This window comes from Deinococcus marmoris (assembly GCF_001949125.1).
Lineage (GTDB): Bacteria > Deinococcota > Deinococci > Deinococcales > Deinococcaceae > Deinococcus > Deinococcus marmoris_A.
In genome coordinates, this window is the sequence record NZ_MSTI01000066.1 from 1 (window position 1) to 13,704 (window position 13,704).

The window sequence follows — 13,704 nt, forward strand, 5'->3', positions numbered from 1 at the left end:
TTGATTCGGCCAGGAATGGCCTGCCACAGCGGCATCAGGTGGAGGAAGAAGCGCTGTTGGGTAAGAGGAAGATGAAGCAAAGTCAGCAGTACGGGTAAAATGGTCATCGGGTCTCCTGGGGGCAGTCTTGAGAACTTCACCCTAGCGGAGACCCGTTTTTTGGTCCATTTCAATTTTTCGTCAAAACTGTCCGAACCATTGATTAAAGGTCTGGACGCGAAAGCGAGAGCCGCCCAACCACATCACCAGCCTCTAATGTGCGGTTTGTTACACTGAATCGCATGCGGCGACAGCCTGAACTTGCCCTGGCCCTGATTCGCGTGGTGGTGGGGCTGGTGTTCGCGTGGCACGGCTTTCACAAGATTTTTGATCTGGGCCTGGGCAACGTGACCGCCAGTTACGGGGCGGCGGGCGTACCCCTGCCCCTGCTGTTCGCGCCACTGGTGGCCGTGCTGGAACTGGCGGGCGGCCCGCTGCTGCTGCTGGGGCTGGGCGCACGCGGGCTGGCTGGGGCTTTGGCGCTGCTGACGGCAGGCGTGGCCCTCGCGCCACTGGTGGCCGGACGCCTCAGCTTCGCAGAGCTGGAAGTTCCGCTGCTGCTGCTGGCCGGAAGTCTGGCCATCATGCTGGGCGGCTCAGGTTCTCCGGCATTGAAGGACCGCAGCGCGGAAGTCTTGCCTCCAGCACGCACTCCGGGCAAAAGAAGAGGCTGACCAAAAACAGTCAGCCTCTCCCTGAAAAATGACGACTCAGCGCAGCGGCTGGCCCCGCTCGTCCACCACCTGCACGTTCTGGTACTTGCCGTCCACCCGCACGATGGTCCACGGGCTGGTGATCGCCTGGGTGGTGATGGACCCCGGCTTCGGCGCACGCACCTGTGCCACCAGGGTGAGGGTGCCGCCCGACACGCTGGCCCCGATGACGCTCACGCCATAGCCACCCGTGGTGCGCTGCCCCAGAAAAATTCCGACGATGGTAGCATTGCCGGGATCGGGGGCGGTGGGCGCTCCGGTCTGGCGCGAGTACGCCTGGGCATACAGGGCGGCGGCGTCCGCTGGCGTGGCGGCGACGGTCACGCCAGCTTCGGTGACGCCCGACTGGCTTCCGCTGGCAAGTTCCGTGAAATTCACGCGCGCTCCTGTGGGCAGTGGGGTAGGCGAGGACGGGGTGGGGTTGAGCGCACTGGCTGCGGGAATCTGAGCGGCGACGGTGGCGACATTCGGCAGCACGTACAGCGCCGTTTGCAGGTACTCGCCCGGTTTGGGTTCCACGTCCAGCGGGGCGTCGGCAGCGGGGACAGCGCTCAGCACGCCCACCGCCAGCGGCCCCTGACCCAGCAGCGCCTTGCTCAGGACTCCGGCTTCCTCGGCGGTCAGTTGTCCAGCGCTCTGGAGACCATTCACGGAGGACGCCCCCACCGTTCCGCTCAGGCCGCCCAGCTTGCTCCAGGTCTGCCCGTCGGTGTAATACACGGCACTCAGGCCGCCTGGGGTGACCACATCAAAAGAACCATTGGCGCGGCGGGTGACGTTCAGGGGCGCGGTGATGCCAGACGTGGGCTGGCGGTAGGTGGCCTTGCCGTTCACGCTGAGGGTACCGGGAACGGCCACCGCGTCCTCCACCTGGGCGCGCAGTTCGGCGGTCTGGCCGCCCAGTTTCAGGCTGCCGCCCGCGCCGCCCGTCAGCGAACCGTAGACCCACACGATACGTTCCTGCGTGCCGCCGTACAGCAGCGCCTCATGCACGCGCAGGTTGCCGGGGCCGGTCATGGTGCAGGCGCTGAACAGGCCCGCGCTCAGCAGAAAGACAGGAAGGAGGGATTTCTTCATGCTCCCAGCTTAGGCAGCCGGGCTGACGGCACCCTGAACCCGGTCTTGGGCAAACACACATCTGGTCTGCGGGAAGCAGGAGGGAAGCAGGACACCGAGCTTTTCTGCTTTCATCCATCAACCATCAACCTTTGCCCATCAACCCTGTCGCCCCGCCATCAGCTCCCGCGCATGCCCCAGCGCGGCTTCAGAGGTGTTGCCGCCCAGCATGCGGGCGATTTCTTCCAGGCGTTCGTCGGGCGACAGCGGGCGCACGCGGCTGACGGTGCGGCCCTCCTCCACGGCTTTTTCCACCTTGAAATGGTGGTCCGCGCGGGCAGCGATCTGCGCCAGATGCGTGACCACCATCACCTGACGGCTGCGGGCCAGGCGGTGCAACTGCTCGGCCACCGCCAGCGCCGCGCCGCCGCCGATTCCGGCGTCCACCTCGTCAAAGACCACGGTGGGGGTGTCCGCGCCCAGCACCGTGCTGATCGCCAGCATCACGCGCGACAACTCGCCGCCGGACGCCACGTCGGACAGCGGGGCCAGATCCTCGCCGGGGTTGGCGGTGAACTGGATGGTCACATCGCTGGGGCCGTACAGGGCGGGTTCGGACAGCGGGGAGAGGCGGAATTCCAGCCGGGCGTGCGGCATCCCCAGTTCGCGGATCACGGCCAGCAGTTCGGCGGCCAGCGGCGCGGCGCGTTTCTGGCGGGCACTATCCAGCATAGTCCCAGAGCGGCGGACCTCCAAGAACAGGGCCTCTACATCGGCGTCCAGGGTTCCGGCGGCCTGCTCGTCGCGGGTCAGGGCAGCCAGTTCCTCCTCCACGCCGGCCTGAAATTCCAGCACGTCATCTAGCGTGGGGCCGTACTTGGTCCGCAATTTACCCAGCGCACCCAGACGGCCCTCCACACGGGCCAGTTGCTCGGGGTCCGCCGCGCCGTCCTCGGCCACCGCCCGCAGCTCGCCGGACACGGCCTGGAGGCTGTCCAGGGCCGCGCGGAGTTCCTGTTGCAACGCTGCGCTGGCATCGTCGTAGCGGGCGCTGGCGTTCAGGGCGCGGACCGCCTCCCCCAGAAAGCCCAGCGCATTCTCCTCGCCGTCCGAGATCAGGGTCAGTGCCCCCGCCGCGCTCTGGGCGATGGTTTCCAGGTTCGCCAGACGGTTCAGCTCGGCCTGCAAGGGTTCTTCCTCGCCGGGCAGGGGGGCCACCTCGGCAATTTCACGGGACTGGAAGGTCAGCAGATCCAGTTGCCGGGCGCGTTCGCGCTCACCCGTCCGCAGGCGCTCCAGCCGGGCGCGGGCCTCCTGCCACTCGCGGTAGGCGTGGGTGTAGGCCCCCGTTTGCTCGGGCAGGCCCCGGTCCAGCAGGGCGCGCTGGTTGGCCGGACCCAGCAGGCTGACGGCGCTGTGCTGCCAGTGGATGGTCAGGCGGGTCTGCGCCCACTCCTGCAACTCGCGCACGCTGACCACCTCGCCGTCCAGTCGGGCCACGCCGCGTCCCTGGGCCGCGAGACGGCGGCTGGCACTCATCTCCCCCGCCGCTGTGTGTTCAGACTTAGGCTCGTTCCAGAAGCCGGTCACCAGCAGGTCACTCTCGCCCGTGCGGATCAGGTCCGTGTTGGCGCGCGAACCCAGCAGCAGGCCCAGCGCGTCCACGATGATGCTTTTGCCTGCGCCGGTTTCGCCGGTAAAGACGCTCAGACCAGCCGCGAAATCCAGCTCCAGCTCGCGGATGGTGGCGAGGTTGCGGACTTCCAACCGGGCCAGTGCTGGACCGACAGGGGACGGGTCAGCCGGAGCCGACGCAGACGGTCTGGAGAGGGTGGCAGTTTTCTCTGCGCGTGGGGCGCGGGCCTTGCGGGTCATCCCCGGCAGTTTAGAGCCTCCTGCCCCCCGTGTTCCCGAGTGTGAGGCGGGGCAGCATCAGCCTCCGCCCAAAAGCGGCTGGATAAAGCTGTCGCCAGGGGTTTCCTCACCAAGCATGAATCTTCCGTTACATTTCCCCCACGTTGCCTCTCATCCCGCGCGGCACAATGGCGGCATTGTCCGTGCCCCCTCAAGGCGGCGGCGGACGCAAAGGAGTTCACCATGTCCATGAAACACGATTCCACCGGCGGCGTCAGCAAACGCAGCCTGCTGCTGCTGGGCGGGCTGGCCGCGCTGGCCCTGAATAAAGACATTCGCCGTTCCGTGGTGGGCGGCACCCGCCACGCCTGGAGCGACGCCCAGGACACGCTGGAAGACACCGTGAAGCCCGCGCTGGCCGACGCCGCCGCGCAGGCGCAGCACACCGCACAGGCACTGTCTCACGAGGCGCAGAAGTCGGCCCAGCATCTGGCCCATGAAGCCGCCAAACGCGGGGCGGTGGCGCTGGACACCTGGAAGGAAGACGGTGCCCCGCAAGCCCAGGCATGGCTGGAAACCGCCCGCGAAACGGCGGCGGGGCTGGCTGCCACGGTGCAGGACAAGGCGTCCGATCTGGCTGAGACGGCGCAGAAGCGTGGCGGCGAACTGGCCGAAGTCGCGCAGCAACGGGGCAGCGAGCTGGCGGAAACCGCCCAGAAGCGCGGCAGCCAACTAGCCGCCGTGGCCCAGGAACGCGCCGCAGAGCTTTCGGCAGAGGCCCAGAAGCGGGCCGCAGCGGCGCAGAAGGAAGCGCAGAAGCGGGCCGCCAGCCTGGAAAAGGAAGCCCACAGGGTGGCCGATCAGCGCGGCCAGCAGGCACAGAAGGCCCTGAAATCGGCACGCAAGAGCGCGGTCAGCACGCTGGACGACGTGCAGGACAGCGGCCTCGGCCTGCTGAGCAGCGTTCAGGATACGGGCGTGGGCCTGCTCAGCAACCTTCAGGGCTGGCTGGGCGACACCCTGAATGACACGGGCGACACGCTGGAAAACCGCCGCCGCATCGCCGAGAAGGCCGTGGGCCGTGCCCGCCGTCAGGCCGAAAAGGAACTGCGCGCGGGCAGGAAGAATTGGAATGTCAAGAAGCTGGAAAAGGCCGTGACCAGGAAGATCGCGCCGCTGCAAAAGGAACTGGGCAAGGAACTCAAGCTGCTGGAAAAGCAGGCGAAACTGGCCCGCAAGAGCGACAACGGCGGCGGCGGCCTGGGTGTGGGCGTCACGGCATTATTGCTGGTAGGCGGCGGCGCTGTCGTGCTGGCCCGTGTGCCCGCCGCGCGCAAGGCCATTCTGGACGCGGTGGGATCGGTCAGCCCTGACGCCGCCCGCAGCCTGCACAAATTCAGCCGCAACGCCCGTGACCTGATCGGCTCGGCGTGGCTGGAGCAGATCGAGGCACCGGCAGCGACGCCAGCACCCGGCGCAGCGGCAGCGACGCAGGGCGCGACGACAGGTGGAACGGCAGGCGCTTCGGTGGCCTCCGGTTCACCCGCCGCCGCCCGGACCCAGGCCGAGGAACAGGCAGGCAAGCCCGCAGGCACGGGCGCGGCCAGCAAACCCGACGCCAAGGCCGAGAAGGATTCCCAGCACAAGACGAACTGATCTGGAAACCGATTATATGGACTCCGATTAGAAGGTGTTGAAAACACCTGAAAATCCGAGCGGGAGGAGCAGCGTCCTCATGGGCGTCTGTTCGCGACGATGGCGAGAAGGAGAAAAACGGGTTCCGGGCGTGGAGTGGAGGGATTGGCGCTGTTCCGATCTATGCGCGAAACAGACGGAATCCGTTTTAAAGGTCAGGTGGGGCGCGGCGGAGAACATCTCCCGCGCCCCATCTTCTTTTGCCGATTACCGTCTATCAGCCGGAGGCGTCTGTCTGGGCCGGACGCCTCGCCTTGTTGTTTCCTGCACCGTAACACCCAAAAGGTTGGGTTGGAACCGCTTCATAGGCCACAATTAGGGCGTCCGTTCATACACCAATTCAACCGCACCTTCCTGACCCGAAGTCCCGCGCGGTTTCTTCCCCTCTCAAGGAGCTGATTCCCATGAGTCTGACCACCCACAGTCCGCTAAGCGATCTGGGCATTCACAGGGCCACCATTCACCTTAACCCCGGCGTGGACGAGTTGTACGCGCACGCCATCCGGCTGGGCGAGGGCGTCAGGGCCACCACTGGCCCGCTGACCGTCCACACCGACAAGACCGGACGCAGCCCCAAAGACCGCTTTATCGTCGAGGACGATCAGACGCGCGACGCCGTGTGGTGGGAGGGCTTTAACCGCCCCATCGGCCAGGATGTCTTCGATGGGCTGCTAAAGAAGATGACGCAGTACGCCGACGAGCGGGAGCTGTTCGTGCAGCAGGTCTTCGCCGGAACCGACAAGACCCAGCGCATCGCCGTGCGGATGGTCACCGAGATGGCGTATCACTCGCTGTTCATCCACAACATGTTCGTGCGGCCCACGCCGGAGGAGTTGGCGGACTTTGAAGCCGACTGGACCGTACTGAATATTCCCAGCTTCAAGGCCGATCCGGCGGTGGACGGCGTGCGGACTGGGACCTTCATTCTGGTCAACTTCGGCAAAAAGATGATCATTGCGGGCGGCACGCAGTACGCGGGCGAGAACAAGAAGGGCATCTTCAGCGTCATGAATTTCCTGCTGCCCGCACGCGGCGTGATGCCCATGCACTGCTCGGCCAATGTGGGCGAGGGCGGCGACGTGGCGCTGTTCTTCGGCCTCAGCGGCACGGGCAAGACCACCCTGAGCGCGGACCCCAGCCGCAAACTGATCGGCGACGACGAACACGGCTGGACCGACACGGGCGTCTTCAACTTCGAGGGCGGCTGCTACGCCAAGGTCATTCGCCTGAATCCGCAGGCCGAACCCGACATCTACCGCACCACCCAGACCTACGGCACCGTGCTGGAAAACGTGGTGCTGAAAGCGGACGGCACCCCTGATCTGGACGACGACAGCCTGACCGAGAACACCCGCAGCGCCTACCCCATCGAGCAGATCGACAACATTCAGCCCGGCAGCATCGCGGGCCATCCCAGGAACATCATCTTCCTGACCGCCGATGCGTTCGGGGTGTTGCCGCCGCTGAGCCGCCTGACCCCCGAACAGACCATGTACCAGTTCATCAGTGGCTTCACCGCCAAGATTCCCGGCACCGAGGAAGGCGTCACCGAACCCGGCCCCACCTTCAGCGCGTGCTTCGGCGCACCGTTCATGCCGCGCCACCCCGGCGAGTACGCCCGGCTGCTGGCCAAAAAGGTCCAGGACAGCGGCGCAACCGTGTGGCTGGTCAACACTGGCTGGAGCGGCGGCATGTACGGCCAGGGCAAACGCATGAGCATCGGCCACACCCGCGCCCTGATCCATGCGGCGCTGGGCGGCGAACTGGACAGCGTGGAGTTCGAGCGAGAGCCGTTCTTCAATCTGGAGATTCCCAGCGAGGTGCCGGGCGTGCCCCGCGAAGTCCTGAACCCGCGCGACGCCTGGACCGATAAAACCGCCTACGACGAGACCGCCCGGAAGCTGGCCCGCATGTTCCGCGACAACTTCCAGCGCTTTGAAGCGGGTGTGGAGCAATCCGTGACGGACAGCATGCCTGACCCGGACGCGCAGAGCTGAACACATCCGACAGAAACAAAAGGAAAGCCCCCGCCATTCACGCGGGGGCTTTCCTTTTTGAGTGGAAGAGGGGGCGAAAGCTTTCGCTACTCCTTGACCCCACCCGAAACTGTGCCGCCAACGAAGTACCCCTGAAACCCGTAGAACAGCGCCACGATGGGCAGCGCGCCCAGTGTGGCGGCGGCGGCGAACACGCCCCATTTGGTGCTGAACTGGCCCTGCGTGAACGACAGCAACATGATGCCCACCGTCCACTTCTCCACCCCGGTCAGCAGGATATTTGCCAGGATGAACTCGGCGTAGGTGCCGATGAACTGGTTCAGGAAGATAAAGACCAGAATGCCGCCCGACAGCGGAATGACCACCTTGATAAAGGTCTGCCAGCGCGTCGCGCCGTCCACCATCGCCGCTTCCTCCAGCGATTCGGGCAGGGACTCCACGTAGCCCTTGAAAATCCAGGTGTTGAAGGCGATTGCGCCGCCGCTGTAGGCCAGGATCAATCCGGTGAAGGTGTTGCTCAGGCCCAGCAGCACCATCAGGGTATAGACGGCCACGAGGGCCAGGAACACGGGGAACATCTGAATGAAGATGAAAAACAGCAGCGTCTGGAAGCGGCCTGGAAAGCGCAGGCGGGCAATCGCATACCCCGCCGTGGTAGACAGCAGGATCGCCAGAATGCCCGTGATGCCCGACACCAGCAGCGTATTGCGCACCGACAGCAGGAACTTGCTTTCGTTGGTGCTGCCGCTGAACTGGGCTGGCCCCATGAAGACCACCAGCACGGCCACGGCCACCATCAGGATGCGCAGGATCCAGGTGCGGGTCTGGTTCAGGCCCTCGCTCTCGCGGCCCGTGCGCCCGATGATCGCCATGATGCCCAGGGCAGTCAGCGCCGCGCCGGAAATCCCGGCCAGGGCCAGTTGCCACAGCGGAATCGCCACGCCCTCGAACAGCTTCTGGAAGTTCTCGTAGCTCAGCACTTCCAGGCGGGGCAGCAGGCCGGTCTTGTACAGGATGTTGGGGTTACTGAAGTCCGGGAAGGCGAACAGGCTGTTGCGCGGATCGAAGGCGGCGATCAGCACATAGAACAGCGGGTAGATCGCCACCAGCACCACCAGCATCAAAAACAGGTGCGTGAGCTGCACGCCCAGCACGGCGCTGTAGGTGATCTTGCGCCCGGTGCGCGCCATGCCGATGCGCTGGCCCAGCAGACTGGTCAGGGCCAGCACGCCCGAGGCCGCCAGCAGGAACAGCAGGAAGCGCACCCAGCCGCGCTCTACAAAGTAAATGGTGAAGCTCTTCTGGCGGCCCTCCATACTCTTGTTCAGATAAAAGGCCAGCACGCCCACCGCCAGAACCAGTGCGGCCACCACCAGCCACGGCAGCGCCTTTCTCAGCAGGCTGGGTTCGCGGTGGACGTAGACTTCGGCGGCGTCCTGCGTGGGGATGGCGGTCACTTGCGGGCCTCCTCGAAGACGCCTGCGGCCTTGAAGTTCACCAGCGAAATCGCCAGCGTGAGAAAGAAGATGATCAGTGCGATGGCGCTGGCCAGCGAATAGTTGGACTGGCCGCTGGAGGAAAAGGCCGTGTTATAGCCCCACGACAGCAGAATGTCGGTACTACGGGCGGTGGCTTCGCGGCCCTGCTGGTCCGGCCCGCCCTGCGTGAGCAGGTAGATGATGCCGAAGTTGTTGAAGTTGAACGCGAAGCCCGACAGCAAAATGGGGGTGAAGCTGTTCTTCAGCAGCGGCAGCGTAATGTTGGAAATCTGTTGCAGGCGACTAGCTCCGTCGATGCTGGCGGCCTCGTACAGATCCTCGTTGATGGTACTCAGGGCGCTGATGGTGGCGGTCATCATGTACGGGAAGCCCAGCCACAGGTTGACCACCAGCACGCTGACCTTGGCCCACAGCGGATCGTTCAGCCACGGCACGGCGGCCAGCCCCAGCAGCCCCAGCCCCTTGTTCACGATCCCGAACTGCTGGTTCAGCAGCGCCACCCACATCTGCACGCTGATCACGGCGGGAATGGCCCACGGCAGGAACAGCAGCGTGCGGTACACATTGCGGCCCTTGAGGTTCTTGTTGTACAGCAGGATGCCCAGCACCAGCCCCGCGATGGCGTTGATGGTCACGGTAGAAAAGGCGAACACCACTGTCCAGATGAACACCGGGACCAGTGCGCGGCTGGCCTTGGCGAAGATCTCGCGGAAGTTGGCCAGCCCGATGTAACTGATGGCGTTCAGGCGGGTGGCCCGCGCGACCTCGATATCGGTGGTAAACGGCGCGGCCAGCGTAATTTGCAGGCCGTCCACACTGGCAATCCTGGCCTTGTACGGCACCGACGCCTGATCGTCAAACAGCACCAGCGTCGCGCCCGTGCAGTTCGGGGTCTCGCAGCGCAGATACTGCTGCACGCTGTCGGACTGCGGTGTCTCGCCCAGCGTGACCACCCTCTTATCCGCGCTGATGGTGGCGGTGGTCCGCAGCGCCGAGTCGGGGTTGCCGCTGTTGACCGCGTTGTAGTTGGTGAAGGCGTAATTGACCGTCAACACGATAGGCAAAATGGTGAAGGCCGCCAGAAACACCAGTGCCGGAAACAGGTAATACCAGCTCACCATCCACGGAAACAGCCGCAGCACTACCGGCAGCATCAGCAGCAGCGCGGCCACGCCGTAGATCAGGATCATGTAGGGCGGCGCTTCGGGGTAAACGCGGGCGGTCAGGCCACTCAGGAGCCAGCCGATCAGCACGGCCCCGCCCAGCATCACGGCCAGGATCAGAACGGCGATCAGCACGCCGCGCGTGCCTTCGGGGGGAACATTGGAGCGGGCACCAAAACGGGGGGGGTGGGGAATCGCGGTCATGGGGATGCGCCGTCTCCTTTGAATGAGGCTTTTGATGTGTCAGGGCAGATCATAGGGCGATTTCAGGCCGGAAAAGCCAGATGGTGATTGGATGAACAAAGCGGCCCATTCGGCAGGTTAATCAGGCGGCACGGTAAAGCAATCGATACGGCAAAAAAGCGGACGGGCCACTTTCACCCGTCCGCCTCGACACTCAAAACTTCTTACTCGAAGCTGCTTACTTGATGTTGCCCTGGATTTCCTGCACGGCCTTGTCCAGAATCTGGCTGTAGTCCGGGTTGGGCTTCTGCACGCTCTGGGCAATCGCGGCGCTCCAGGGTGCCCACACCGCGCCCATCGCCGGGACGTTGGGCATGGGGGTTCCGGCGCTGATGGCCTTGCCGAAGCCCGCCACCACCGGGTCACTCTTGAGGCGGGTGCGTGCGCTCAGGCTGACCGGGATGCGCCCGCCGGCCTTGTTGAAGGCGTACTGCGCGTCGCTGGAGCTGATCTGCTTGGCAAACTGCGCCGCCGCCACCTTGTTCTTGCTGTAGGCGTTGATCATGGTGCCCTGCACGCCCACGAAGGGACTCCACTTGCCGCCCGCACCGGGAGGCGTGGGGAAGGTGGTGATGCCGTAGTCGATGCCCGCCTTCTTGATGTCGCCCATGTCCCAGGGACCGGTCAGGTACATCGCCAGCCGTCCGTCGGTGAACGCGCCCTTGGCGACGTCGCCGGACACGCCTTCGGGGACCAGGTTGTACTTGTAGCGCAGATCGTTCAGGAAGCCGCTGGCCTTATCAGCCCCGGCATTCGACAGACCGATGTCCTTGATGTTCAGCGTGCCGCTGGTGTTCTTGAACACGTAGCCGCCGTAGGCGCTGATCACGCCGTAGTTCTGGTAGGCGTTGCTCAGGTCCGTCAGGAAGCCGAACTTGCCGTTGCCGGTGTTGGCCTGCGCGACCTTCAGGAAATCGGCCCAGTTGGTGGGGGCGTTCGGCACCAGTTTCTTGTTGTACACCAGTGCCACGGCTTCAGCGAACATGGGAATGGCGAACAGCTTGCCCTGATAGGTCATGGCGTTCAGGCCGGTCTTGTCGAAGTCGGTCTTGCTGGTGATGTACTTGTCCATCGGCTCGATGACGCCCGCCGCCGCGAGCTGGCCCAGGCGGTCCTGCGGCAGGGTCACGATCACGTCGGGTCCCTGGCCCTTGGGGGCGCTCTGGATCAGCTTGTCGGGAATCTGGTCAAAGGGCACGCTGACGATGGTGGTCTTGTTGCCCTTCTTGTCGAAAGCGGCAGCCTGATCCTTGAGCCAGTTCAGCTCGGAGCCGCCGAAGTGGGTCCAGACGGTGATGTTGGCGGCGCTGGCTTGGCCCAGCAGGGCGAGGGACAGGATGGTCAGTGCTTTTTTCATATGCGCTCCTTGATCTTGGCGGTATGGGAACCGCTTCCAACAATGGTGGATTGTGGTAGGGGGTCAGTTTAAGCCCAGTTGCCTTCAAGCTCAACTCCCGCCGCTTTGTGCCAAAGGAAAGACACGCTGCATCGGCGCGGCGGTGGGTGACGACTGAACTAGACATGGGGTTGACCCGGCAAACATGATACGCCTTTGATGCGTTGACTGACAGGCACCCATACTCCAGAGTTCGTTCATCAGCACGTCAGTTAAGGATAACTTTACTCCGAGTCCAATTCTTTAACTCAAGTACTTACCTACCGGTCAGTCGAGGTGTAAACTTCGGGAATGAGCCAACCCGCCTCTCCCCCGCCCACCGCCAGTGGCAAGCCTGCGGTCAGCACCAAAGTCATCCTCTTCTTCACCATTTTTATTGCCATGCTGGGCCTGAGCGTGCTGTTCCCGATTCTGGCCCCGCTGGGCCGCCAACTGGGCCTGAGCGAGACGCAGGTGGGCTGGTTTTCCACGGTCTACAGCCTGATGCAGTTCGTGTTCTCCCCGATCTGGGGATCGCGCAGCGAGCGGGTGGGCCGCAAACCAGTGCTGATCATGGGCCTGATCGGCTTCTCGATCAGCTTCGGACTGTTCGGCTACTTCGCGCATCTGGGTTTGCAGGGTGCGCTGGCGGGCGGCGTGCTATTTGGCCTGCTGCTGGCCTCGCGCGTGATCGGCGGCATCCTGAGCAGCGCCACCCTGCCCACCGCGCAGGCCATGATGGCGGACCTGAGCAGCGAGAAAGACCGCGCCGCCAGCCTGGGCCTGATCGGCGCGGCCTTTGGGCTGGGCGTGGTCTTTGGCCCCGCGCTGGGCGGGCTGCTGAGTACCATCAGCCTGACCACGCCCATTTACTTCTCCGCCGCACTGGGGCTGGTCACCGCCGCCGTCGCCTACCGGGTGCTGCCCGAAACGCGCCGCGCCGACTCGGTGCCGATGGGCAAGGGGGACCGCCGCGCCCTCCTGACGCGCGGGGCCATTCCGCTATTTCTGGCGATCAGCGCGCTGTCCACCCTGGCCAGCGTGGGCATGGAGCAGACCATCGGCTTTTACGTGGAAGACACCCTGAAACTGAGCAACGCGGACACGGCCCGCACGGTGGGCGGCATGCTGGCGGTCTTCGGCATCGTGGCCGCACTCGTGCAGGGCGGCGCGATCCGCCCGCTGAGCAAGCGCATCCAGCCCACGGTCCTGATCTGGGTGGGGCTGGCCGTCATGGCGCTGGGCATGTTCCTGCTGCCGCAGATGCGTACCTACTGGCCGATCACCGCCGCCCTGGCCGTCATCGGGATCGGCAGCGCGATCCTGTCGCCCACCCTGAGCGCGTCCCTGAGCCTGAGCGTTCCGGCCAACCAGCAGGGCGCAGTGGCGGGCATGAACAGCAGCGCGCTGGCGCTGGGCCGCATGACTGGCCCCCTGATCGGCACGGGCCTGTATCAGAGCGTCAGCCACGGCGCACCGTACCTGCTGAGCGGAACGGTGCTGGTGCTGGCCCTGCTGTGGATGCTGGCCGCGCGGCCCAAGGTGGCGATGAAGCCGGAGGGCGGGGCAGTGGGAAGCAGTTAGAAGGACAGGTTGGAATACCAGGGGAAAGGCCAGACCGCGCGGCTTCTCCCCTTTTTCGGCCCTTGTCCCGGCAGCAACGGATGCTCTGGAACAGATGGTCTGCGGCGGCCCTGCTAGCCTTGGCCCATGCGCGAGTTCCTGAACGACTGGTGGCGGCTTCTCAAACTGATCGTCGCCTCGCTGGCGATTCCGGTGATCCTGTGGGGGCTGCTGGTCCTGCTTGGTGTCCTGAAGTAAAGCAGTGATCTGGGGGCGTCGCCGGAGACAGAACCTTCCGGTGACGCCCTTCTCTGTTTTCAAGCTGCGTCAGCCTTAGCTGCCCGGATGAACAAACCTGTTGCTTTGCGTGGGCTGCTGGGGGCGTCCCACCTCTTTTCCAGTGACCGTTCCACAGTCCGGCCATATTACTTAGCCGACAAACCTTTTTAACTGGACCCACTCACCATCAGGAATACCGTGCTGGAAGCGCTCCCGACCAGATAAAAA

At 64.6% G+C, this 13,704-nt stretch carries 9 protein-coding genes; 4 read left to right on the forward strand and 5 right to left on the reverse strand.

The window, feature by feature from the left end:
* Positions 1-281: 281 nt before the first annotated feature.
* Positions 282-713, forward strand: a complete 432-nt coding sequence (locus tag BOO71_RS09340) for a DoxX family membrane protein (RefSeq protein WP_075831668.1) — start codon at positions 282-284, stop codon at positions 711-713.
* A gap of 36 nt (positions 714-749) precedes the next feature.
* Here the strand turns inward: BOO71_RS09340 and BOO71_RS09345 are convergent, their stop codons facing one another.
* Complete coding sequence (locus BOO71_RS09345) at positions 750-1,829, reverse strand: protease complex subunit PrcB family protein (RefSeq protein ID WP_075831669.1); 1,080 nt, start codon at positions 1,827-1,829, stop codon at positions 750-752.
* Between the two features lie 138 nt (positions 1,830-1,967).
* Positions 1,968-3,683, reverse strand: coding sequence for a DNA repair protein RecN (gene recN, locus BOO71_RS09350; RefSeq protein WP_075831670.1), 1,716 nt, complete (start codon positions 3,681-3,683; stop codon positions 1,968-1,970).
* 222 nt (positions 3,684-3,905) lie between these two features.
* Here recN and BOO71_RS09355 point away from each other — a divergent pair, with 222 nt between their 5' ends.
* Both BOO71_RS09355 and pckA read left to right on the forward strand, forming a co-directional pair.
* A complete protein-coding gene (locus tag BOO71_RS09355) occupies positions 3,906-5,318 on the forward strand; it encodes a hypothetical protein (RefSeq protein WP_075831671.1) in 1,413 nt (470 codons plus the stop codon).
* A gap of 443 nt (positions 5,319-5,761) precedes the next feature.
* Positions 5,762-7,354, forward strand: a complete 1,593-nt coding sequence (gene pckA / locus BOO71_RS09360; RefSeq protein ID WP_075831672.1) for a phosphoenolpyruvate carboxykinase (ATP) — start codon at positions 5,762-5,764, stop codon at positions 7,352-7,354.
* 86 nt (positions 7,355-7,440) lie between these two features.
* Here the strand turns inward: pckA and BOO71_RS09365 are convergent, their stop codons facing one another.
* The 3 genes from BOO71_RS09365 to BOO71_RS09375 all read right to left on the reverse strand — a co-directional run bounded on the left by BOO71_RS09365 (position 7,441) and on the right by BOO71_RS09375 (position 11,616).
* Positions 7,441-8,811, reverse strand: a complete 1,371-nt coding sequence (locus tag BOO71_RS09365) for a sugar ABC transporter permease (protein WP_083653302.1) — start codon at positions 8,809-8,811, stop codon at positions 7,441-7,443.
* Complete coding sequence (locus tag BOO71_RS09370; RefSeq protein WP_083653305.1) at positions 8,808-10,220, reverse strand: ABC transporter permease subunit; 1,413 nt, start codon at positions 10,218-10,220, stop codon at positions 8,808-8,810. Before BOO71_RS09370 ends, BOO71_RS09365 begins: the two co-directional genes overlap by 4 nt.
* A 217-nt stretch (positions 10,221-10,437) precedes the next feature.
* Positions 10,438-11,616 carry a sugar ABC transporter substrate-binding protein gene (locus BOO71_RS09375; RefSeq protein WP_075831673.1) on the reverse strand — a complete coding sequence of 393 codons (1,179 nt, stop codon included), beginning with the start codon at positions 11,614-11,616 and terminating at the stop codon, positions 10,438-10,440.
* A 330-nt stretch (positions 11,617-11,946) separates the two neighbouring features.
* Between BOO71_RS09375 and BOO71_RS09380 the strand changes: the two genes are divergently transcribed.
* The gene (locus tag BOO71_RS09380; RefSeq protein ID WP_075831674.1) at positions 11,947-13,218 is read left to right on the forward strand and encodes an MFS transporter; all 1,272 of its coding nucleotides are present in this window, start codon (positions 11,947-11,949) and stop codon (positions 13,216-13,218) included.
* Positions 13,219-13,704: the final 486 nt, after the last annotated feature.

What these genes read in the sequence shown, in the direction of transcription:
- BOO71_RS09340 (WP_075831668.1), top strand. Translation starts at nt 282, where the DNA reads ATGCGGCGACAGCCTGAACTTGCCCTGGCCCTGATTCGCGTGGTGGTG.
- BOO71_RS09345 (WP_075831669.1), bottom strand. Translation starts at nt 1,829, where the DNA reads ATGAAGAAATCCCTCCTTCCTGTCTTTCTGCTGAGCGCGGGCCTGTTC.
- recN (WP_075831670.1), bottom strand. Translation starts at nt 3,683, where the DNA reads ATGACCCGCAAGGCCCGCGCCCCACGCGCAGAGAAAACTGCCACCCTC.
- BOO71_RS09355 (WP_075831671.1), top strand. Translation starts at nt 3,906, where the DNA reads ATGTCCATGAAACACGATTCCACCGGCGGCGTCAGCAAACGCAGCCTG.
- pckA (WP_075831672.1), top strand. Translation starts at nt 5,762, where the DNA reads ATGAGTCTGACCACCCACAGTCCGCTAAGCGATCTGGGCATTCACAGG.
- BOO71_RS09370 (WP_083653305.1), bottom strand. Translation starts at nt 10,220, where the DNA reads ATGACCGCGATTCCCCACCCCCCCCGTTTTGGTGCCCGCTCCAATGTT.
- BOO71_RS09375 (WP_075831673.1), bottom strand. Translation starts at nt 11,616, where the DNA reads ATGAAAAAAGCACTGACCATCCTGTCCCTCGCCCTGCTGGGCCAAGCC.
- BOO71_RS09380 (WP_075831674.1), top strand. Translation starts at nt 11,947, where the DNA reads ATGAGCCAACCCGCCTCTCCCCCGCCCACCGCCAGTGGCAAGCCTGCG.